General features: G+C 38.2%; 19 protein-coding genes and 1 pseudogene. All 20 read right to left on the bottom strand.

The window, feature by feature from the left end:
- Window positions 1-44: 44 nt before the first annotated feature.
- Window positions 45-1,409: an ethanolamine ammonia-lyase subunit EutB gene (locus K364_RS0113220; protein WP_028308412.1), complete on the bottom strand. Its 1,365-nt coding sequence runs from the start codon at window positions 1,407-1,409 to the stop codon at window positions 45-47.
- Between the two features lie 167 nt (window positions 1,410-1,576).
- Window positions 1,577-2,152: an ANTAR domain-containing response regulator gene (locus K364_RS0113215; RefSeq protein ID WP_028308411.1), complete on the bottom strand. Its 576-nt coding sequence runs from the start codon at window positions 2,150-2,152 to the stop codon at window positions 1,577-1,579.
- A gap of 578 nt (window positions 2,153-2,730) precedes the next feature.
- On the bottom strand, window positions 2,731-3,234 hold the full coding sequence (locus K364_RS0113210) for a hypothetical protein (protein WP_028308410.1): 504 nt from the start codon (window positions 3,232-3,234) through the stop codon (window positions 2,731-2,733).
- A gap of 86 nt (window positions 3,235-3,320) precedes the next feature.
- A pseudogene (floA, locus tag K364_RS24090) lies at window positions 3,321-4,136 on the bottom strand (flotillin-like protein FloA); the annotation flags it as partial.
- A gap of 195 nt (window positions 4,137-4,331) precedes the next feature.
- The gene (locus K364_RS0113200; RefSeq protein WP_200769820.1) at window positions 4,332-5,636 is read right to left on the bottom strand and encodes a transposase; all 1,305 of its coding nucleotides are present in this window, start codon (window positions 5,634-5,636) and stop codon (window positions 4,332-4,334) included.
- 257 nt (window positions 5,637-5,893) lie between these two features.
- Window positions 5,894-7,051: an aminotransferase class V-fold PLP-dependent enzyme gene (locus K364_RS0113190; RefSeq protein WP_028308409.1), complete on the bottom strand. Its 1,158-nt coding sequence runs from the start codon at window positions 7,049-7,051 to the stop codon at window positions 5,894-5,896.
- A 12-nt stretch (window positions 7,052-7,063) separates the two neighbouring features.
- Complete coding sequence (locus tag K364_RS0113185; RefSeq protein ID WP_035269272.1) at window positions 7,064-10,696, bottom strand: DUF6079 family protein; 3,633 nt, start codon at window positions 10,694-10,696, stop codon at window positions 7,064-7,066.
- Between the two features lie 27 nt (window positions 10,697-10,723).
- Window positions 10,724-11,608 (bottom strand): DUF4007 family protein, encoded by an 885-nt coding sequence (locus K364_RS0113180; RefSeq protein WP_028308407.1) that lies wholly within the window; start codon window positions 11,606-11,608, stop codon window positions 10,724-10,726.
- Window positions 11,609-11,625: 17 nt separating this feature from the next.
- Window positions 11,626-13,341 carry a phosphoadenosine phosphosulfate reductase domain-containing protein gene (locus K364_RS0113175; RefSeq protein WP_028308406.1) on the bottom strand — a complete coding sequence of 572 codons (1,716 nt, stop codon included), beginning with the start codon at window positions 13,339-13,341 and terminating at the stop codon, window positions 11,626-11,628.
- Window positions 13,342-13,425: 84 nt separating this feature from the next.
- Window positions 13,426-13,635 (bottom strand): helix-turn-helix domain-containing protein, encoded by a 210-nt coding sequence (locus tag K364_RS0113170; RefSeq protein ID WP_028308405.1) that lies wholly within the window; start codon window positions 13,633-13,635, stop codon window positions 13,426-13,428.
- Between the two features lie 163 nt (window positions 13,636-13,798).
- Window positions 13,799-14,314 (bottom strand): helix-turn-helix domain-containing protein, encoded by a 516-nt coding sequence (locus K364_RS26285; RefSeq protein WP_152966023.1) that lies wholly within the window; start codon window positions 14,312-14,314, stop codon window positions 13,799-13,801.
- A gap of 40 nt (window positions 14,315-14,354) precedes the next feature.
- A complete protein-coding gene (locus tag K364_RS0113160) occupies window positions 14,355-15,419 on the bottom strand; it encodes a hypothetical protein (protein ID WP_028308404.1) in 1,065 nt (354 codons plus the stop codon).
- Entirely contained in the window at window positions 15,397-15,549 is a 153-nt protein-coding gene (locus K364_RS26950; RefSeq protein ID WP_162838933.1) for a hypothetical protein, read from the bottom strand. The genes K364_RS0113160 and K364_RS26950 overlap by 23 nt, the downstream gene beginning before the upstream one ends.
- On the bottom strand, window positions 15,546-16,394 hold the full coding sequence (locus K364_RS0113150) for a C39 family peptidase (protein ID WP_028308403.1): 849 nt from the start codon (window positions 16,392-16,394) through the stop codon (window positions 15,546-15,548). The genes K364_RS26950 and K364_RS0113150 overlap by 4 nt, the downstream gene beginning before the upstream one ends.
- Window positions 16,395-16,458: 64 nt before the next feature.
- Window positions 16,459-18,297: a VirB4 family type IV secretion system protein gene (locus K364_RS0113145; RefSeq protein WP_084295847.1), complete on the bottom strand. Its 1,839-nt coding sequence runs from the start codon at window positions 18,295-18,297 to the stop codon at window positions 16,459-16,461.
- The gene (locus K364_RS0113140) at window positions 18,294-18,983 is read right to left on the bottom strand and encodes a TraC-like domain-containing protein (protein WP_028308401.1); all 690 of its coding nucleotides are present in this window, start codon (window positions 18,981-18,983) and stop codon (window positions 18,294-18,296) included. Before K364_RS0113140 ends, K364_RS0113145 begins: the two co-directional genes overlap by 4 nt.
- On the bottom strand, window positions 18,980-19,573 hold the full coding sequence (locus K364_RS0113135; RefSeq protein ID WP_028308400.1) for a hypothetical protein: 594 nt from the start codon (window positions 19,571-19,573) through the stop codon (window positions 18,980-18,982). The genes K364_RS0113140 and K364_RS0113135 overlap by 4 nt, the downstream gene beginning before the upstream one ends.
- 56 nt (window positions 19,574-19,629) lie before the next feature.
- The gene (locus tag K364_RS24080) at window positions 19,630-20,073 is read right to left on the bottom strand and encodes a DUF3846 domain-containing protein (RefSeq protein WP_207640863.1); all 444 of its coding nucleotides are present in this window, start codon (window positions 20,071-20,073) and stop codon (window positions 19,630-19,632) included.
- A 13-nt stretch (window positions 20,074-20,086) separates the two neighbouring features.
- Entirely contained in the window at window positions 20,087-21,808 is a 1,722-nt protein-coding gene (locus K364_RS0113125; RefSeq protein ID WP_028308399.1) for a DUF8193 domain-containing protein, read from the bottom strand.
- A 70-nt stretch (window positions 21,809-21,878) separates the two neighbouring features.
- Window positions 21,879-22,448: a DUF6550 family protein gene (locus tag K364_RS25715; RefSeq protein WP_051534056.1), complete on the bottom strand. Its 570-nt coding sequence runs from the start codon at window positions 22,446-22,448 to the stop codon at window positions 21,879-21,881.
- Window positions 22,449-22,523: the final 75 nt, after the last annotated feature.

Genomic DNA, 22,523 nt, shown 5'->3' with positions numbered 1-22,523 from the left:
TTTGCAATACATTATTAATTTATTTTGGGTTATTTCCCAGCATTTTATTTAAGAAATACTGATGGGTCTCCAAATCTTTTTTTGAGTTTACCGTTCCGAATAAAGCCCATACTTTCCATCCACATTTCAAACTCTTTTGTAGGCTTCAATCCAAAAAGTTTCCTTAAAGATATGGCTTCATGAAATCCTGTACATTGATAATTAAGCATAACATCATCTCCAAAAGGAACGCCCATAAAATAATTACAACCCGCAGATGTAAGAAGTACGGCAAGGTTTTCTATATCATTCTGATCTGCTTTCATATGATTTGTATAACAACAATCACATCCCATTGGTATACCTGTAAGTTTGCCCATGAAATGATCTTCCAAGCCCGCTCTTATTACCTGCTTACTATCATACAAATATTCAGGTCCTATAAACCCAACTACTGTATTTACCATAAATGGTTCATATCTTTTTGCTAATCCATAACATCTTGCTTCCATAGTAACCTGATCTGTTCCAAAATTTGCTTCTGATGATAACTCCGATCCCTGCCCTGTTTCAAAATACATTACATTAGGTCCGGTAGAAGTACCTTCCCTTAGTGCTAACTCTCTTGCCTCATCAAGCAATTCAACGTTTACTCCAAAGGCTTCATTTCCTTTTTGAGATCCAGCTATGCTTTGAAATATTAAATCAGATGGTGCTCCCTTTTTTATTGCTTCCATTTGTGTAGTTATATGTGCCAATACGCACTGTTGCGTCGGAATGTTCCACTGAGTTATAAAATCATTAAATGCGTTTAATACTTTTAATACATTATCTACATCATCTTCTACAGGATTTAATCCAATTAATGCATCACCTGCTCCATAACTCAACCCTTCCATTACAGATATTAGAATACCTTCTATATTATCCGTAGGATGATTTGGTTGAAGCCTAATAGAAAGAGTTCCTGGCAAACCAATAGTAGTATTACAGTGGGCACTGATGTTAATTTTACTAGCTCCATACAGTAAATCCAAATTTGACATTAATTTAGTTACTGCAGCTATCATTTCACTAGTTAATCCTCTGCTAACCTTTTTTATATCTTCACCGGTAGATTTTTCACTAAGTATATATTCTCTAAGTTCACTAACAGTCCAATTTTTAATTTGGTTATATATTTTAACATTAACGGAATCCTGTATAACTCTTGTTACTTCATCATCTTCATATGGTATTATAGGATTATTTCTCAAATCACTTAAAACCATTTCGCTCAAAACTACTTTAGCTGCAATTCGCTCTTTTACAGTTTCCGCAGCTATCCCCGCCAATTTATCTCCTGACTTTTCTTCATTAGCCTTAGCAAGCACTTCTTTCAAAGTTTTAAACTGATAACTTGTTCCAAATAATTTTGTTTTTAGTATCAACGAATTACGCTCCTTTCCTTCCTTAACTTAATGTATTTTAGACTTTTACAAAAATAAAAGCCTTAATTATCAGGTTTCACCTCAGACCTGATAGTTAAGGCTTCTTTGCCTATTACAAACACCAATAGTAAATTTCTAGATGTCTGTATATTTATTATTGTTAATTATTATTCTTTACTGTTTAATACTATCATATTTGATATATCTATTAAACTTTTGCCTTTGTTCATACTTATAATCCTTAACTTATCATACGCTTCACTTTCTTTGATATTTTCCTTTTCCATTAAAATACCCTTAGCTTTTTCAATAACCTTTCTATTTTTTAATTGCTCACTTACTGTATTGTACTTTTCTTTAACTTTAACATATTTTTTGTATCTTGTCAATCCAATTTCTAATGCAGGAAACAAGTTTAATTCATTAACAGGTTTAACTAAATATCCTATAACACCCGCATATTTTGCTTTTTCAATAAATTCATTATCACAATATGCTGTTAAAAGTATAACCGGTGCAATATTTTGATTATATAAGTGCCATGCTGAACTGATACCATCCATTATCGGCATTTTTATATCCATTAAAACAATATCTGGTTTTAGTGTCTTACTTATTATTATTGCCTCCCTTCCATTAGAAGCTTCTCCAACAACTCTATGTCCATTCTCTTCCAACAATTCCTTAATATCTAAACGAATAACAGGTTCATCCTCGGCAATAATTACCTTTAAACTTCTCAATCAAGCAACCTCCCTCTTGTATGATTAAGTTAGGTTTTAATTTTTACCTTTAAGCTATCAATCAAAAAAGTCAGAATCTCCTGGATCTCTTCTTCCATTACTTGGAAACGTTTTAGTAAAAGCTTATTGTCATCAGTGCTTTTATAATGTAGCTTTTTTACGCCTTACATAACTGTTTGCCCGCTTGACTCCCATACATATTGGCAGCTACATCGCATATGCGGTTAGATCCTTTCGACTGAGTTTAATAATAAACAATATACTTGATTCAAGTGGGTTTTAACTGCCATATAAATATTAGAAGATGTTATCTAGAAGCTTCGCCGCTTATCCTCTCACTTAAAGAATCAAAAGTATTAGTAGCTGTTAGCTATCGGATAAACCCATGCATTAGATTAGTTATAAAAGTTAATACTTTAGTTATTTGCAGAATGCTAGAATCCTTAATTTTATTGGGTTTCTGCATTAAATACTTTACCAAAGAATTTAGAAATTTCTTCCATCATCTTTGAAAATTGACACTAAATAATCAGTTTGAATAATTGTTTCTCATTTTACATCCCTTCATTTTACAAATGCTAATACCTTAATGGGCGTTTAGATCTAGGCGGCTGGAGGATTTCCGACATGATTATCCCCTGCACCACCCCTTGGGAGCTCAAAGATAACAACTCCGTTAAATTTACCGGTTTTTTATCATTAAATGAAGGTATTGTTTCCTCAGCCATAATTTCAGGAATGACCGGTGGCGGAAAATTTTTCTTTTTTAGGCGATAAGTTTCTCCTCGTGCCGGTACGTTTCTTTCAAAAACCGGTTCTTCTGCCGCCTTTTCCTCCGGAAAAAATTCACCCTCCAGAGCCTCCTTAAGATCTCTTCCTAAATCCTGCAGTTTGGGGAAAGGCCTAAACGGTGGAGAAACTTCCCTTTTGGGTTCAAAAATAGGCCGGGGAATTTCCCGTTCCGGTTCCATCATAGGCTGGGTCGGCGGAACCGGCTGTCGTCTTCTGGCCTCATCCCAGGGTTGACGACCCCGGGGAGGAGTCTTCTTTTTCGCAGCATTGGATAAAATCCAAAACAACACCAACAAGGCAATCCCAAATATATCGATGGTACCCTCACCTCACCCTCGAACAGATTTCAAAATTTCTTTACCTGCAAATTATTCACTTATTTCTTCGTCGGGTCGGTCAATACCGAACCGCCTTCTTTACCCATACCGGAGATACTTTCCCTCATTTTTGTATCCGCTAAGACATTCTGCATATTATAATAATCCATAACGCCCAGCCGGCCGCTGCGGAAAGCTTCCGCCAAAGCTTCGGGGACCTGGGCTTCCGCCTCTACCACCTTCGCCCGCATCTCCTGAACCGAAGCCTTCATTTCCTGTTCCTTGGCCACCGCCATGGCCCGGCGTTCTTCCGCCTTAGCCTGGGCAATCCTCTTATCCGCCTCCGCCTGATCCGTCTGGAGCTGGGCGCCGATGTTTCTCCCCACATCCACGTCGGCAATATCAATGGAAAGAATCTCAAAAGCCGTCCCGGCATCCAAACCTTTGCTCAGCACCGTATGAGATATTCTATCGGGATTTTCCAGTACCTCTTTATGAGATATACTGGAGCCAACCGTAGTCACAATCCCTTCACCCACTCGGGCGATAATGGTCTCTTCCCCGGCGCCCCCGACTAAGCGGTCAATATTGGCCCGTACCGTGACCCTTGCTTTTGCTTTTACCTCAATCCCGTCTTTGGCCACGCCGGCTATGATCGGAGTCTCAATGACTTTAGGATTAACACTCATCTGCACAGCCTCCAAAACGTTACGCCCGGCCAAATCAATAGCGGCCGCCCGTTCAAAAGCCAGGGGAATATTGGCCCGCTCGGCAGCAATTAAGGCATTTACCACCCGGTCCACATTACCGCCGGCTAAATAATGCGCCTCCAGTTTGCCGGTACTCACATTTAACCCGGCTTTTTCCGCTTTCAGCTCTGAAGAGTAAACTTAATTAGATTTCTCTTAAATAGCAAAATATCTCAAAACATATATGTAAAAATTTTCCAATTGCCAAACCTGTTTTTTTAGCCGAAAGAGTAATCCACAAAATTGCCCATTTATTTTTTTAATTGTGGATCACCTCAAAATTGCTTTCCTTCGCATCACATCCTTGCTATAATGATACTGTTAGGTAAACCTTATTTGAATGGGTTTTGCCAACAGTGCTATATCCTCATCTGTTAATGTGCGGGTGCGAATCGCTTCTAACAGGTTTGAGGATATTTCTTTTGCCGCTTTTTTCAGTTCCCTCAATATTTTTGACCCGTTTTCATACAATTGCACCAGTATGTCCGCTATCTGTGTTAGCAGGTAATGATTCTTCATGGCAGTATAATTATGACTATTTGCATGCTCAATATGGTACCGTATGTTTTTTTGATTATTGAACCCCTGGTTTTCTATTTTCCACCGGCTCCGCCCGGCAGCAATAAGCCTTTCTGCGTTTCTTTTTGTTACTTTAATGTTTGTTATAAATAAATACTGTTTACTTTTGCCATCTTCCGTATCTATCTTCGCTTCAATTAGGTTTAGGGTTCTGTTGTTATATGCTATGTCATTTACCCAAAATAGATCCTGTTCTTTACCTTCTTCTATTTCTTTAATTGCATTAAATTCTTCCGCAATGCTTTTTATTCTCCCTTCCTTAAACCGGAAAATATATTTCCAATCATATTGATCGCAACGGCTGAACACAGGTTCGCATGCATAAAGGCTATCTCCTAATATACATATAGGCAGTCTCTTGTACGTTTGCTTTATTTTTTCTGCCAGCCTGTAAAATGCTTTTATCTCACAATCCTGCTTTGTTGCTTCTTCATTTTCATTTTCTATAAATTCCGTTCCTATACTAAAAACCATGTCCCCTACTACTAGCTTTGCTTCAAGTACATGGTGCATATAAATAATTTTTGTTTCCCCTGTTTCCTTATTCGTATATTCTCGCTTTAAACAATGTTCACAGTGCTTCTGGTCAAAGGAATACAGCCCTGTTCCATCAAAAATAACTCCCCAGTACTTCCCCTCTATTCTGTAATCCTCAAAACATCTCTTTTTTAACAATTCTTTTATCATGTATGTTCTGATATTTTCCAGTTCTGATAACTCTAATCCTGTTAAAAAATCGTTTATTGTATCATAATGAGGCAATTCTTCCAGTACCTCTAGTCCTAATACCTTCCGTATGTTTTCGATACATTCATCTTTATTAAAACTATTACTCATGCTCCGCATTGATTTTAAATCTGCCATGTTTTTCAATAGCATTGTAAATAATATAATTTCCGGGCCGTATGTTATATAACTTTGATTTCTGGGGTCTTTTATATTTTTAAGTCTGTCTGTAAACTCTTTGAAAAAATGCTTCTTGATTTTGATAAACTCGAAAAAATAATTTGTGCCTTTTTCCTGCTCTCTTTTTTCTTTTCTGGTCACCAAGCTTATCTCCCCCAAAATGTACTATTTTTCTACATTTCAATAGTTATATTATCTCATATTTAGCACATTTTGGGGTGTTTTTGTTTATTATTATTCCGAAAAATTTTTACTCTTCAGAGCTGAGTGAGATATTAAAATGACGTTCTACCATTCTGGCCTTGCTAATCCGTGAGCGTACTGCCTTTGTTTTGCTGACAATGTTAGAATCGGCATTTAAAAAATTTTCGAATTCAGTTTCTCTCATATACTCACCTCTAAGCATTATCCTCTATATACTCTAACACTTCTTGTAGCTTTTCAAAGTCGCTATCATCATTAAAATAGCTAACACTAAACCGTACAGTACCAGAAGGGAAAGTGCCTAAAAATTGATGTGCAGATGGGGCGCAATGTAGTCCGGTTCTAACCGCAATATCGTGCTCAGTTAAAATTTGCCCGATACTGTCACTACTGTAACCGTCAAATACACAGGATACTACACCTATTGTTGTGTCTTCATTAGTTGGACTGACGATTCTAATATTGTCGAAATTCCTTAATACTTCTAACAACCTTTTATGATTTTTCTTTTCCTTTTCGAAAATGGATTTAATACCAACTTTATCAATCCATTTTAATGCTGCATTTAATCCTGAAATTGCCATGATGTTTGGACTTGCCACCTCATACCTTTCAGGTATTGTTTCAGGCAGGCTCTGATTTGCAGAATCTACTCCTGTCCCGCCATAAAGTAATGGTGCTGGCTTCACTTTACCTGAGCAAGTAAAGCCAGCTATGCCCAATGGACCGTACAATGTTTTATGACCGGCAAACACGGCAAAGTCAAAAGCATCACTGCTTAAATCAGTGTCTATCAGTCCGGCAGTTTGAGACATATCAATAATATTGATAGCATCATAAGCCTTTGATAAAACACAAATATCATCAATAGGAGCCACAACACCGCACACATTGCTTGCATGGCTTACTACAACTATATTGGGCTTATTCTCTGCAAACTGGTACTTGATTTTCTCTAAATCATATGTAAAAGTTGTCTTATCCACCATTAACGTATGGATGTTTAGCTTATAAATGCTTTGCAAATAGTTTATTACCCTTGTTACGGCGTTGTGTTCAAAAGGCGATAAATAAATATTATAATTATCACCAATAGGTAAACCCTGTAAAATAATATTTAGAGCCTCTGTCGCTGTATGGGTAAAGACCACCTTTTTGTTGGGACAATGAAACAAATCTTGCAAGAGTATCCTTGTCTCTGCTATCAGGTTACTTGCGGTAAAAGCCAGTTTGTGTTGACCTCTACCCACATTAACTCCATACTCACGGTAAAATTTATCCATGAATATGTACACTTCTTCAGGCTTTGGAAATGTTGTGGCTGCATTATCAAAGTAAACGGTTTTATTCAATGTCAACCCCTCCTAACACATCTTTTCAAGCAGTTCCATGAGGACCTGACGCTTTTCCTGTTCAGAAATAGCCTGCCCCATTTCTTCAAGCGAAGTTGTAATTTCGTTCAAGAGCAGTTTTGCTCTGTCACTATATTTTGTCTTACTGAACGTCTTAACTACCTCGCTACCATCTTTGTCTACAAAAACAATCCTGTACATTTCGGAAGCATTTTCGTTACTATCCGCATAATTTTTATCAAAGTCCTCTACAGTTTCCTTAAAGGCAGCTAAGTCCTTTAAGAACATTTCTATAGTGTTTGCATTCCAATCATCAATCCTCAAAGATGTGACAGCTTTGCCTAAGCGTTCCATAAACGTTACTTCATCATTGGTAATTGACTTCATCAGCTCAAGGATTTTGCTTTCGTTATTAGTAAACAGATAATTGATGGTATTTTCGCCAAGAGATTCATACCAATCCTTAATAACAGATGTGAGACTTGCATTTTTCGTGTTCTGTCCTCCAAATATAGTTTTCACATCAGAAATTAGCACATTGATAAGGTTGCCCTTTGCCATATCAAAAGCTTGTTTAGTTGCTTTTATATGATTAAGAATCATGAGATTAAACTCATTCATTCCAAAGAAAGTAAATATCTTTTCAAAAAGATATTCTCTGGAATTGTTATCAATCTGTCTTAAGCTATTAATAAACTTTTTTTGTTCTCTCGGAACAGGTTTATTAGACTCCTTGCTATTGATACCACAATAAATTTTACTCATTTCTTTAACGTACTTTGGTAACGACATATACCAACGATTCATAGCAAACACAATAAAGGAAAAGCTGTTATAGGCCTTTTCCTTCTCAATAACATATTCACTAAAGATGCTTTCAAGTTCCGTCATGTACTTTGCTTTTTCCTCGTTCCAGTCTTCTAAGAAAACCGAATATTCATCAGGATTTTCATTTATACTGTTTAAAAGATCAGCTGTAATTCTTACCTCGTTGCCTTTATTTTTTATAACCAAGTTCTTTTTACAATGATGTAACACTACAGCAATATAAATCGGGATAACTCCCTTTTTCAATCCAATACCATTTTGTGGAAGAGTTAATGTATCATAAAGCACGCGGAAACTCTGACCGCCACCTACATTAGCACCTGTAAAAAAGTTCTGTATAGTAGTCAGCATATTCCGCATATTTGCATCATCAGGATTTAAGTTAATAACAGGTACATTGTCTGCATTCTGCAAAATTCCTGTTTGAATCAATGTACTTCGCATAATGGATACATCTTGTCCTGTCCCCGTCAATCCTAAGTTCGTGTCTAATTCGTTCTCTAAAAGTCCTGAAATTAACTTCTTACGGCTATTGATAGCAACCGTAGGCAAAACGTTTTTGTTTATGGACTCATTATTGATTATTGGCGTATAAGGATAGATTCTTTCGCAAATATCTGAAAGAAGTGCAGAAATCTGTGCTTTACGGTACAAATTCTTTTTTTCACCCATATAAAAGTATTCCGCACCACCTGTTTCAGGTCTTACGTAAGAAAATATAAAACTACCTATAACTTCCTCTAAATCCTCTATATAAATATCGTATTCATCAGAAAGCAAGTCATCATCTACCACAAGAGATTTAAGCTGCTTTACTGCGCTATACTCATAGGCAATCTTTTCAATTTCGGTATAGATATTTGGGACAACAAAGACAATTCTATTGTGGTTGTGCTGGCCACTTAATAACGCTTTTTTAATAATGTCTATTTCTTCTTGACTATTAGGGATTATGGCGTAAACCATTCCGTCTGCATCTGTTCCTTCGATTTTCCTTTCCCAATTCTCTACAGCCCAAAATTCATTACTGTCGATAAAAATAAAGTCAAAATAACGTGTAATCTCATTTTCGTCGTTGTAGCGAGTCGGATACATATAACTGTCAAAGGTAGATTTATTCAAAATCTCCTTTACGCTTAATGTACTTTTATTTTTCTCAATGGTCTTTATTATCTCACCAGGGATATCTACACCGCTACTTTCTTTGAGTTTTAAGTAATTGTTGCTACGCTTTAGATAAACGATACATTCTTTATCAATCAGTTCGGACAATACTTTACTAATTTCTTTGGTATCTCCAACACTATCTTTGAAAGTATCAGCGATAATATTAAAAATAGGTGGCAGTTTTTCAAACTGCTCGATGATATAAATAAGCGAAATTGTCTTAATGATCTTTGCTCCAAGAGAGTCCGGTTCAACCTTTCGAAGTACATTAGAAGTGAGCTTATACAGCTTATGCGTTTCGCTCGTATAAGGCTCTTTTCTAAGTAGTGGCTCAAAATAGTCATAAATGTAATCAGGAGTAAGCATAGGAAAATCACCCTCTGCTGTTTTCAGAAACGCAGATAGGGTGTACTTCTGATCCGATGACAGAAAGGTAAACAAGGTCCGCTCATTCTGAGCAACTTTTTCCGATAATCTTGGTAATATGAACGTTGAAATAGGATGCAGAGGATAGCAGCCTTTGATTGCTGTCTGCACCATATTTTCGTCTTTTTCATCCAATACTCCGTTCAAAGTAAAACGTTGAGTCAAATCGTCAAATCTGTCTTTATTTTCCTCGCAAAACTTATTCCAAAACGCCTTGTCTTTCTTAATAACAGCAGAAATAATCTCATACATCTGGGAAAAGTTGTTATGTAGATTAATATGCTTAAATCTACCAGACACACCACGCCATCCATCCACTTTTTCTTTCGGTAGGCTGTTGTCGATATAATTGGCAATATCCTTATGACAAATAAGCATTAAATGAATTTGTTTGTTTCCACTACGGTCACACTTCTCAGCAAAATCCTGTAACAGCTTAATGTCACTGATAGTAGCACTCGCGATGCTTGACTCTAAGTATTTACTAAACTCGTCATATATAATGTAAACACCATCATAACCTTTCGTCTGAAGCTTATCTACTACTTTTTCATAAAGTTCTACAACATCAAATCCGAGAAAGGGATTAAAGGTGCTACCAGAGGTAAGGGTAGGATATAACTTCTCAAAACGTTCATAAGCATTAACATCATATTCTTTCAATGCGAGGATAAAATTATCCACTGGCTCACTTAAGGTCTGAGCAAATTTCTCGTAGGTATCCGGGTAGCTTTGCTTCCAAAGCTCTATTGTGTTGATAGAAGCCTTAAAATTGGTTTCAGGCATTAAATCAGCTAAGTTTTCCGATCTTAAAGCCTGCTGCAAAGCATTGAGGAAAGACTGAGTAAGGCTTGCACTGCTTCCGCTGACAATAATAGGGAGCAGTTTCTTATCACTTTTTATATAATCAACCGCAAATTCATAAAGCATTGAGTTGTGTATTTTCATTTTCTTTAAGAGCATATCAAATAAAGTCACATCTTTTTTGAAAAGAAGTGACATCAGCACAAGAATTATGTGCGATTTACCCCTACCGTAGGCTCCAATCAATATCCTTGCCCTTTGAGTTGCGCTTTTGGTCGTGCTAAGGAGCACATCTTCTATAACATCAAAGGACGACATGGTTGGGATAAAGTTTCTTACTTTTTCATCATTGTATAAATCATAGGCAATGTTGACTGAGGTTTGAAAACCTTTTGCAACATTTATCTTTTCGTTAAACATAATTTTGTATCTCCCATGTGTCTTATTTTAGTTGTTGATTGCTCGGTAATATTCTCTTACACACTCCAAAAAGTCTACTTCTCTTTCAATCCGAACAACGTCAAGTCCTGCGGTGCGAACTACCTTGATATATCCCATAAGTTCTATTTTATAAAGCAGATTGGTTAGTGTGATTATATCCAGGTTAAACACCTTACCGGCGTTACAAGTATTGTTTTGAATCGCCGAAATTTTGATTTCACGCTGACCCGCAGCCTGATCCACAATAACTGCAAGCAATATCAGTGGATGCAAGGTATCTTTCTTTGGGGTGGTTTTCTTGTATATCTTTTCCTTTTTATTTGCAATGTCAATAAGTCCAAGCTCACCTAAAGGACAATCGATATTACTTTCCGGCTGTACCTTTTCAGGATTAGATTTAATGCGTGGCACATAGGTGTTAATGATACAGTTGTAATCGTCCTCTAATGAACGCTCCGATACCTCATCATCATTTATACGAATATAGTTGTTTAATTGCACCACAAAGTCATCTCTTGTAAACTCAGACAGTTTAAATTCGTTAAAGAAATAGTACCAAGCAGTGGCATCCGTTTTGTTAGTGGCAAGTTTATAGTGAAGAAGCCACAACGTACCCATTTCCTCAAAATAAGGATCGTTTTCATAAACTACTGTACCAAAATTGGTAAAGTTCTGTACCTTTCTTCCAGCAGGTGGTTCCTCAGTAAGTCCAACTGCCTGAAGCCAATATCGCAACGCCTTTACCATATTTGCACCTATACCTAAAATGTCCATAGGGTTTCCGTTAACACCCATGAAAACCTGTGGGTCATCTTGAACATTTCTCATTCCTTTATTAAGCCAACCTTTTCTGATAAAAAATGTATCATGTGCTCTAAATTTAAACTTCATTATTTCACTCCTAAGCCTTAGTCTTTGGTTTTCAAATATTTATCCATTAAGCAACCGCCATCTAAATACTTAGCAGTGACACACATCTTACACCGCTTGCATTTCTGCTCATTGATAAGATAGGTATCACCATAGACCGAGATAGCACCAAACTTGCACAGAGATTCACATTTTAAGCATTTTCTACAGGCATTGAATTTCCTAACCTGATAGCCAACCATACGCTGTAAATCATCGTGCTTGGCTACATTCAATGTCTTAACTTTTACCGCAAAATCGTATCCATCCTGCGAAAAAGGCTGAATAGATAGTATCGGCACATTGGTTTTTATATCTATCACAATGGTTTCATTGATAAGCTTTCTACCTAATTCCGGCGCAATTCTGCCAAAAGGATTAAAAAGTTGAATAAAGCTATCGTCCACTGGCTTGTTTAGCTTATAAATCTTTGCGTTTTCTTCTGCTGTACAGTTAGTAAATTTTATCTTGACGTCCTCAGCCGCAACAACACCATTTCCGCCTTGTCGGGCTTTCCATTTACCTGTATCAACATAAACCTCCGCATCAGGCTTTCCAATTCTCTTTGCAAAGTCCACAAGAAAATTTCTCCATCTCTCAGCCTGTTCCGGCATATAAATCTGCGAAAGAAACTGCGCTCTTTCGTTATTATTGGGGCAACACCAGCACCCCACACGGTCATAGCCTAACCTGTAAGCATCGTTAAAGTCTATCTGTTCTCCTAATATATAAAGCCATATATCAATGTCTTTCCAATAAAAAATCGGAGAAGCAACCTTTTGTTTTTGTATTTTAACAGCTTCCGCATTATCCTCAATTCGGTTATACTTACTTCGACTTACGGATTCACATTTGCGGATGCCGTAAAAGGTCAAAATATCTCTATCTCGATACATACTGTTTAAAACACGGGTTATCGGACCCGTCTTGAACATTGAACAACACCAGCGGAGCATACGAGCAGGAGGACCAATATCCTCACATACTTTGTAAAAATTCTGTTCCTTGTTTTTAGCTACCTTAAAAATTGCTTTTGGATTGTTCTTTCGGAATCGTTGTGCATACTCCATTGTAAGCGGGAATTCTAAAGTTGTATCCCCAAAAATATGTACAAGACTCGGATCGCTCAATGCTCTCGCTGCCAAATCTGCTGTGACTGTTGAATCCTTACCACCCGAGAAAGAAAGCACAATGCTTTCATGAGGGTATTTTTCGGCTGCAGATTGAATAAAGGCGAATGCTTCATCTTTCAGGTAATTAAGCCTGTCCTGATTGGCTTTTATAAACCTCTCAATAGACTGATTAAAATATAAATAATCATTTTGAACGCTATACTGATCCAGCAACTCCCTAATGACCTTAGGCGAATTTTTTTTATAAAAACTGGTGGTAATCAGCTTTACTTTCCCATCGATGTAATAACGGTTATTAGAAGCCCAGATAGCCTTGTCATGATAAGCAAACGGTTTTGCTCCGATAATTTCTAATAAAAGTCTCTCTTCAGGAAAAACTGGACGCAAATCAGCACAAAGATAAGTGGTGTTTCCATTACAAAGAGGGCAAATATTTTTATCTATACTGTTAGCCGCTTTAATAATCGGCACTTTACATTCATCACACCAAAAAACTTCATAGGGTATGTCCTGTTCAGTCACACTCCCACAAAGCTCACACCTTTCATCCTCTGTTTCTCTATTACAATTTTTGCACCACAAACGAAACACCTCCCTCACTATTATATTGTATCATTTCATCTGTCCCAAAAAACGGACTTTGTTTATGCACTAATGAAGAAAAAATTATTCCGGCTTATAGTATTCGAGTAAATCTCCCACAGTACAATCAAACAACTTACACAACTTACTCAGGGTTTCATAATCAATACGCTGCATTTTATCGTGATAAAGATTAGAGATTGTTGCCCTTGAAAGCCCTGTTTTCTCATAAACATCCTGTATATTATAGCGGTTTTGCCCCATCAGCGTTGACAGCTTACAGCGTATAGCCATTTCAGCGCCTCCCTGTAATATAATAATTCAATATACAGTTTAGCATGATTTTACCAATCGGTAAATAGATATATGCTTATTTTTTTATCATATCTAATCATTATAAACTCATATTAGTTTATACTTCTTTTTTCACCTGTAGATATTAGTTCACCTGTATATTTCAAGGGGATGCGCCTTTGGCCTGCCCCCCAGCCCACGAAAAGTTATAAGTCGGATATGCCATGTTAGTACTAATTTCCTTAGTTGGCTTATCTTGAACAAAAAGGGCTGCCCCCAGCTCACGATTGATACATGCTTCTCCCTTTACTCCCAGCTCTTTTTTTATACTACCATTCTCTTTTACCTGCTCTGACTGCTCCCTCTCCACTTCGGGTGACTTAGATTCTTCTTTCTTTGGTTCAACAATATTCAGTGTATAGAGGTTTGAAGTCTGTCCCCCATGTTTGCGTTCTGTATCAAAACGAGCTTCTTTAGTAATAAAACCTGCTTTCACCAGGTCATCTAAAGCTCTTTTTACTGTATTGACACTGTATCCGCACTCTTTTGCTATGGTTTTAATGGACGGAAAGCATTGTCCGTCCTTATTACAATGGAGGGCAAGACAGTTTAATACAAGCCTTGCCCTCGGTTTCAAATCTGATTGAAATGCATTGGTCATATATTCGATTTTTGCCATGATACCCTCCTGTTTCAATTACTACCGGAAAAAGCTCTCCTTACAGCTTTCTTTCCGTTATGATATATTCCTTTACGATAGGATGATAGATATGTCCGTTGATATTGTCGTTAAACAAGTCATGAGAAGCGTCAGCAATCATCAAATCTGCTCCAAATGTAGCCTTACAGTCGCTTTGAAATTCCAAAGGCACACTTAAAGCCATCTTAAAAGTTGATAAATTCTTGCATAAATGCAGCAACTTTGAGTAATTTGCTTCTTCATAAGGCAAAAGGCTTCCACAGACCAGCCTGATGGCTGCTTCCTTGAATGCATTGGTTAATTCCTTAATTACTCCACAGTCATAAATGATAAAATTGTAGTCCTTATCAATTTCATTGGTTAAAAAGCAGTCTACATCGCCAACAGGATAGTGTTCTCCTGCCTTCTCATAAGTATATCTCTCAATCAAATAATGCAGATGTCGGTTCATGTTCATTTCAACATAACAGGCGGTAGCCCCCCTTGCAATCAGCCAGTTTGCAAAATTAAATGCCGTTACTGTAACACCATTCCTGCGTTCAGCTCCGGCAACAGCAATCTTTATATTCTTTGCACTCCACTTATATCTTGGTATTTCGATTTCCACAGATTCCTTAATTTCAGATGGTACAATTTTTAGTTCTTTTTTAGTCAATTCCTCAGCCTGCTTATATCTCTGCATACCGGCTTCAGACAAACATTCTCTAATCTCACACTCTAAATCCTCCACAGTGCTTGCAGAAACAATATCGGTAACCCCTATTCCGAGTAATTTATCAATATATGCTTTTTCATTATCACAGCCGGATAAAATAACAATAATTCGAGCATTAAACATCATTTGAAAAGATTGCAGGGCGACGATAAAATCATCGAGACTATCCTCAATACACCCGATATCCACCATGAAATACTTGCAGCTCTGATAATTCCTCATATCTTTAACTACAAACTGTTTTAAAGTAAATCTGCCCACAAGCTTTTTTATAACTACTTCCGTTTTATTGCTCTGTGCATGCTCATTTTCTTCTTCCAAGAAATCCGTAAGATCACTTTTCCCGCTACTGGACAGATATAACAGCATTGCTCACACCTCCAAAATGCAAATCATTTATCTTTTCTTTATCTTTCAAATGATTGGTCATTAACAAAACTATACCCACAATGACAATCAATATATAAACAATCAGTTCAATCATTTTTTTCCTATTCATACTCCACCTCCTGCACTTCTGCTTATAATCCAAAACGGGCCTCCTGCTCCTGCACTCTTGCTGGCTTCGTTCAAGATAATAGACAAGTCCCATTCCTGTTTGCTTCTTTTATTACTTGCCGGGTCTGCTACTAATATTTTTCCTTCTTCTGTTACTCCACGAAGCACGATAAAATGTCCACTTGATGTAAAATGCCCTTTCGTCATAATGGCAACTACCATTTTGCCTGACGAAAGAGCATCTACAATACGTTGTGATTCAGTTGCCGAACAGCCTTCCACATCCAAGCCGAAAGCCTTCGCAGCTCCGGGGATTAAAGCATGGTAAGAACCGCTGCTTTTACACCAATACCCATTCTCATATGACCATTTTGACATTTGTACCGGATCTATCATGGTATTGGTAAGACTTGATACTACCATAGCCATAGAAGTTGGGCCGCAAGCATATCCACCTATAGTATCTGTTCCGTAGGGTTTATCCGCCCATCTGCTGTCAAGCTGATTATAATAAACAACAGGCGTCTCTCCCTGATTGTAAATTGTGACTCCCTCATAACTTTTACCATAATTGTCTATATAATCGGGATCGGTTTGCAAAATGCTTTGATACATGCCAAAGTCATTTTGAAGCTGCTCAACTGCTGTCAAAGCTTCACCATTAAAAAATTGTCCTAAAAACTCTAAAGGATGGGTAAGTATATAAAAAAACATTGTGATAATGAGCAATACAGCCATTAACGGTGTAAGGATAAGTATCAGCAGTCTTTTCCTCGCTTCCGCATCAGTAGCTGTTTTTATCGCTAAATGTGTAAGCAGCTTTGACGTTATCGGATCAATTGCCAATAGTTCCACCCCCTTGAAAATTATTAAAAGTGCAAACAAATCATTGCTTGCACCTTGTATTTTCCTATCTTCCTCCGGCTTTGCCCATGTAGTTAAACTTGTATTCCGGTATTTCAAAATTTACGTGAAGCCGCTTTGAGCCTATGACAAATAAAGCATGACCACGCCTTTTGCTTTCCAACAGTTCCTCCTCAGCCTCGGTAAGATTATAAAGCTCTTTTGTTTCCTTTAAGTTCTGACCGTCGCATCCCATAATCAGTTTGATGCAGGGAATATCCAACAGTGCCTGACCATACATCTTGATTTCAGGTGAAAGGAAGTCCACTACACTGTGGGAAATAATAATCAACCCTGCTTCATACTTTCTTGCTCTCTTTTCTACATTACGCAAGAATGCAAGACTCTGAGGGACCTGGGGATCAATCATCAGATAGGCTTCATCACAAATCAACAATACTCTTTCGGACCTGTCTTTACTCATTTGTTCCCAACACCAGCCAAGCAAATTGAAATACTGTGTCCTTTTGATGTTGTCACTTGTATTTTGCAGACTGTGGGTATCCAAACAAATACAGCAAGTATGGGTTTCAATGCTGCTGTGTCCGTTCCACAAGAAGCTGTCACTGCCATGGGCTACATCATAAAGGAGCAGTGCCAAATCACGATATACCTGATCGTTTTTATTGGCTTTCATCTTTTCTTCAATCAGACTGTACAAATCGCTGAAAATCGGAAACTGCTCATTGGTAAAGCCAGAGATGTCCGTATTCCAATCAATTCCGAATTTATGATACAGCTCGATGATACTCTGTTTTAGAATTGCTTTTTGCATATCATTAAGGCTCGGTAAATATAACTGAAAGAATATTTCCAGATTCTTGATATGAAGTGCCATATCACTCATACCATCTGTATCATCATAAAGCTTGCCACCTTTTTCTTCAGGCTCATCTTCACTGTCGCGCGGTGCCGGCCGAATTTGCAATGGATTGATTCTGCCATTGATACCGCCACCGGCGTTAATCCAATCGCCATTTAAATTAAGGCATAAATCTCTATATTCTGATTCAGGGTCTATTATTAGAAGCTTTGTGCCTTTCATATATTCAGACAGCATAATGTGTTTTACAGCCGTTGACTTGCCTACTCCCGCAACACCCATAACGACCATATTGGAGTTGGTACGGTCATTGCCACGCTTCCAGGTATCCACGATGACAAGGCCACCATTGTTATCCTTCGCAAAATAATAGCCATTGCCGTCATTAAATCCTGAGCTTGCAAAAGGAAAGCCTCCCACAAAAGTGCTCATGGGAATGATGCGCTGTACGATATTTTCAATTACCGGGTTGGTAGGATAGGTCGGCGATATGGTTTGCAATCCTTCTTTTTGCAAATTAGCAAGTGTTCTTACTTTACATTTCATAACATTGATGACACTTTCCACCCTTCGGCTCACTTTTACAAAGTTTTTCTCATCATGGGCAAGCGGCATGATAGAAAGGCTCATCAGTGCCACTTTTTCACCGTTTTGATCGATTTGAAGCATAATACGCTCTCCATCCTCAGCTGCTTTTTCCGCTCGCTGGCGAGTTAACGGGTCTTTTGCGCTTTCTGCAGCTCCACGGTTTTGAATGATGCTCTTACTAATGGCAGAAATTAAAGCACCATTGTCAATCGGTTTAATTCCGATTGAAACAATGGTGCTTGGAATATTGGTTATCTTAGAAAGCCAACCTACATCAACCTTTTGCGGATATTTAACAACTCCGTATATCTTGCCTGTATTTTCTCCGACAACCAGGCTATTTCTTTTTATTTCTAATCCCATTGGCGTAATAACATTTAAAAGAGCTTCATTTACGGGAACAAAATCTGATTTAGGCTTTTTCACCCCAATCACAGTACAACACCTCCGCTTAAAATTGGAATGCTCCGCTCGAAACTGGTATCCTCCAGGTGCATATAGGCAGGATTATTGATAAGATTGCAAAGCCTTACAATATCCTGCTGTTCCAAAATGTCGCAGCCGATTCCATTGTCCGTAAAATTGCTTGCAAACTCTTTTGCTTTCACCAGTAAATCTTTTTCAGCTCCCTGCTCTGCCTTATCCCAAATAACTACATAAAACTGTCGTTCCACCACTTCACCGGACAGAGCAAAGGTACTCATTTCAAGGATTTCCTGCTTTAAAAGCTCTTTTTGCTTCGGGTCACTCGTAGTAAGCAGCTCTGATAGTTCTGCAATAAGCGGTGAAATATCTACCGGCCTTGAGACAGCAATGAATTTAAAAGGATATTGTATGCTCGACATATTGGCAGTAAGCTGCTTGATAATTATGCTTTTTTCGCTTTTGCTGAATAAATCAATGCTGATCGGATTGATTTTCAGGTAGCACAGAATCAGACCATCTCTTGTATAGAGAAACTTGCCTTTAATGTCCTTTACATTAACAAACTCATTGGCTGTTTTCTGCTCTTCATCTGCTTGAAGTATCTGTTTTTTCTTTTTCTCTGAATTCTTGATAAAAAGAAATGCGCCCCCTCCAAGGACAGCGCATATCACAATCATAATGATGGGAAAGATCATTCTGCTTCCACCTCCAATTCTTCGGTTTCCATATTTCTATAAGGCTCTTGTAGTTCCCGATTCAACTCTTTTACCTGTGCCGACTGCAATAACAGGTCATAAACCCCTGAACCTTTTTCAAAGATTTTCGCAGCTTCAAAAAAATCAGTTATACCTCGTTCCTCAGTATAGGAAATTGTTAAGTTTACATTATGGAGGGCATGATCAATGGGTATGGTGAAGCTGCCCATTCTGGGATGATAAAAGCGGTTGTATTCCACTAATGCATGGTTTTCATCAAGGTTAAGAGTTACCCGCATTTCAAGCATTCCATGTGTGTCAAAGTCCTTGTCCTCGTTTTCGGTTTCCTCCGGGGTTAGCGGTTCAAAGACAAGTTCTGTCACATCTTCTGTTTCTAAATATTCTCCGTTATAGCTCAAATGCCCGAAAATCTCGGAAATACTTTTCTCAGGATACTGATTTTTTTTGATGTCAAAGGCATTTTTCAGTCGATAGAAACCGCTGAAAACTGTTCCTGCACCCCAATGGGTATAGTAACCTGTAGTTTTATTGTTCTCTGTCACCTTAAAAATGCCACGATGCCCCACCATCTTCACCTCCTATCAAAAAAATTCCAGATGTGCCTTATAAAGACACACCTGTCGTATTACAGTTCCAAATCTTCTTCATCATCTTGTGCAAATTCCATTTTGGCTAAAAAATCGTCAACGTTGACCGCAGGTTTAACTCTCGCAAATATCATATTGTCCATCTCTTTGTAAGAGAAGTATTCCGGCTCTTTGAAGCGTTCTGTGTATTGCTCTACCTGCTCATCAGTTAAAGAAATGTCTTCACCATAACCATTATCGCCACAGATAAAAAAAGTACCGGCAATAACATCCCCATTATCAATTCTACGGTTACCGGTCAAACCCAATAATTTTCCTTCTTCATTACAATAAATGTGAGCATCATCTGTTAAATATAAGTACTCAATGGGACCACCTACCGCAGCTTGCATAGCCCTAAAATCATTTTCTATATCTTTCACATAAGGCTGTTTTTGTGGCTCAACAATGAGCACTCGAATCAAGTTTGTATTTTCGTCCATTCAAAATCCTCCTTTACTGTTTTGGGGCAATATGCCAATCATCATATAATGATCCAGAAATATTCACATAATCGTTCAAATTCATTGATAACATTCCGGCAGGTGTCCATGCATCCTGAACATAGGTGTAGACTCTATACTGTCCGTTCGGATACCAGACAGGGCTAAAATGACATCTTTGACGATAGGTGCTATATGGATTCACCTTAAATTCAAACTGTGCCGAATAGCCGTTCACAGTACGTTCGAGTAACCTCCAATAGGTTTCATAGGAAAATTCGGGAAAATAACTTACCGCCGTTTGTGCACCGGTTACATGGCTGCTTGGCGCAGAAGATGAGAAATTTGTTTGGACCCTGTTATTGATACCGTAACCGCTTTTCATGGTTTTACCTGTTGCGGTAGGTGACTTGCTATCAGGTGTAATATTGCTTGATGCTGTCAGACTTGCACTGTAAACATCAGTAAAAAAGTCATACCATCCATGATCTTCCCACCAGCCGTTGTCAACCCAATGCCCCCATTCGCCATGATCGCACCAGTCCCAATCGGAAATCCATACCCAATAAGGGTGCCATTTTGCCCACCAGACACTCCAGGTTGCATAAGTTTTCTGATTCTTGTTTGGAATGCTTGGTGTTTTAAACCCATCGTTTCTATCTTTTGCAGTTGGATCAGGCGGGAGATTTTTGTCAAGGTCAACAATTTTGGCTTTTATCACGTTTTCACTCAGATAACCTTTGTTTGTACTGACCGTTATCGTTACATTCTGTTCGGTCGATGGCGTTATCCATTTGCACCATACCAGTTGACTTTCTCCTTCAGGAATTACAATATTGCTCATGGTGTATATATTTCCACCGACATTAAACGTTACTGTTGCAGGACTATCGGGATTGATTTCTTTTGTCGTATTAAGTGTTACAGCAGTAATCACCTGAGTGTTGGTTCTATATTCAATTGACGTATCAACCGGGTCAGTGGGCGGAGTGTCCTTATAGCTTACAATCCCTAAACCCAAATAAGTAAGAATAGTGGTATTGGATTGCCTTCCAGACGATGGTCCATTCCATGCGGGAAACCCCAAATCGGAACGTTCCAAAAACATAGCCAATGGCAAGTTTTGATGGGTTAGGCTAACCATCTTACTCCTCAAATCACCGTTTTGTATCTGATCGTACAAAGCAGCTTCATGAGCTGTCATGCCCATTTGAATACCTTGATATTTAAAATAAGCAATTGGTTCAAGGAGCAGTTTATAATTCCCATTCGTAAGTTGCTCAAAAGAGATACCAAAATCATTGGCAATCATTCGAGCAGCACCATCGGAACAAAAGTATTTTTTTATTGCTTCAATGCTTGCACTTACACTGCCACTGCTTATAATTCTCGGTAAGGATACAGCCGGGTTGTGATATTGATAACTCCCCATAATAGGCGAAAGTTGGCTTCCATCTCGATAGTGAATCTTTGAGTTTTTCCCAAAATGCACTATACCGGCCGATGGACTTTGGTTTGTATAGTCGATAGGCGTACCAACAGGCTTTCCTGTTTGTGTATCGATGATGGTAACTCTGACACCGTCATTACCGGGTGTCCAGGAGTTTTGACTTGTACCGTTTCCCATCCCACCGCCACCGTTATCTATGTTTCCATCTCCTTCTGCAAAAGCTGTTAACGGAGACGTAAACAAAAGGGCTATGATTAGAAATACAGAAAATATTTTGCTTTTCATCTTGACCTCCTCATAAAATTAAAAGAGGTAAATCCTTAAGACTTACCTCTGCTTAAATGCCTATATTCAGTTAATTCATGTCACCAATCTGTTTATTCCAGTCCCCATCCGATTGGCTTTTGATTTCTTCATTTGAACCACTGTTCTTGACCCAGCCAAATCCGGGAACATAGACTTCGCCTTTGCTGTTGGTTTCACCGCCCGTCGGCTTATCCTCTTTGGGTTTTGTAGGCTCTACCGGTTTGACCGTTACAGTAGGTTTTTTGTCCGGATTAGTCAAGTTTGTATCTTTAGGGATATCGTGTGGTTTGTCGCTATCCACTGCTGTATCAGGCTTTTCAGGTGGCTGAGGTCTCACAGGAATTTCCGTCAATTGAATATCGTTGGGTTTTAATGTATTTGTGTCCTGTGTCTCTTTCGGAGTAACCTCCTGCACAGTAACACTTGGTTCATTTACTTTATCATTTTGAATTTCGCCCACAGATACAGGATTATTTGTATCCTGCGAGGTGGCCGGTAATTTAGTTTTGTCCGTTCCTTCTCCAAGCACTGCAAATATCCCTACAACGAGCAGAACACACAAAGCAGACAATCCTGCAATTATAAATCCCTTTTTCATTTTAAGGGTTAATTTTTCCATAACAACATACCTCCTTCAAAGGCATAAATCAATATATCAAGTTGTACAGCTTCTTGGCTACATTATACCACCGGA

Origin of the sequence: Desulfitibacter alkalitolerans DSM 16504, from assembly GCF_000620305.1 — a bacterium.
Lineage (GTDB): Bacteria > Bacillota > DSM-16504 > Desulfitibacterales > Desulfitibacteraceae > Desulfitibacter > Desulfitibacter alkalitolerans.
This window is presented reverse-complemented; position numbering and strand designations above follow the sequence as displayed.

Excerpts from the sequence above, each read along its gene's own strand:
- K364_RS0113140 (WP_028308401.1), bottom strand. The coding sequence starts at position 18,983 with ATGATCTTTCCCATCATTATGATTGTGATATGCGCTGTCCTTGGAGGG.
- K364_RS26950 (WP_162838933.1), bottom strand. The coding sequence starts at position 15,549 with ATGAATAGGAAAAAAATGATTGAACTGATTGTTTATATATTGATTGTC.
- K364_RS24080 (WP_207640863.1), bottom strand. The coding sequence starts at position 20,073 with ATGGACGAAAATACAAACTTGATTCGAGTGCTCATTGTTGAGCCACAA.
- K364_RS0113170 (WP_028308405.1), bottom strand. The coding sequence starts at position 13,635 with ATGGCTATACGCTGTAAGCTGTCAACGCTGATGGGGCAAAACCGCTAT.
- K364_RS26285 (WP_152966023.1), bottom strand. The coding sequence starts at position 14,314 with ATGGCAAAAATCGAATATATGACCAATGCATTTCAATCAGATTTGAAA.
- K364_RS0113185 (WP_035269272.1), bottom strand. The coding sequence starts at position 10,696 with ATGTTTAACGAAAAGATAAATGTTGCAAAAGGTTTTCAAACCTCAGTC.
- K364_RS0113160 (WP_028308404.1), bottom strand. The coding sequence starts at position 15,419 with ATGCTGTTATATCTGTCCAGTAGCGGGAAAAGTGATCTTACGGATTTC.
- K364_RS0113135 (WP_028308400.1), bottom strand. The coding sequence starts at position 19,573 with ATGGTGGGGCATCGTGGCATTTTTAAGGTGACAGAGAACAATAAAACT.
- K364_RS25715 (WP_051534056.1), bottom strand. The coding sequence starts at position 22,448 with ATGGAAAAATTAACCCTTAAAATGAAAAAGGGATTTATAATTGCAGGA.
- K364_RS0113180 (WP_028308407.1), bottom strand. The coding sequence starts at position 11,608 with ATGAAGTTTAAATTTAGAGCACATGATACATTTTTTATCAGAAAAGGT.
- K364_RS0113125 (WP_028308399.1), bottom strand. The coding sequence starts at position 21,808 with ATGAAAAGCAAAATATTTTCTGTATTTCTAATCATAGCCCTTTTGTTT.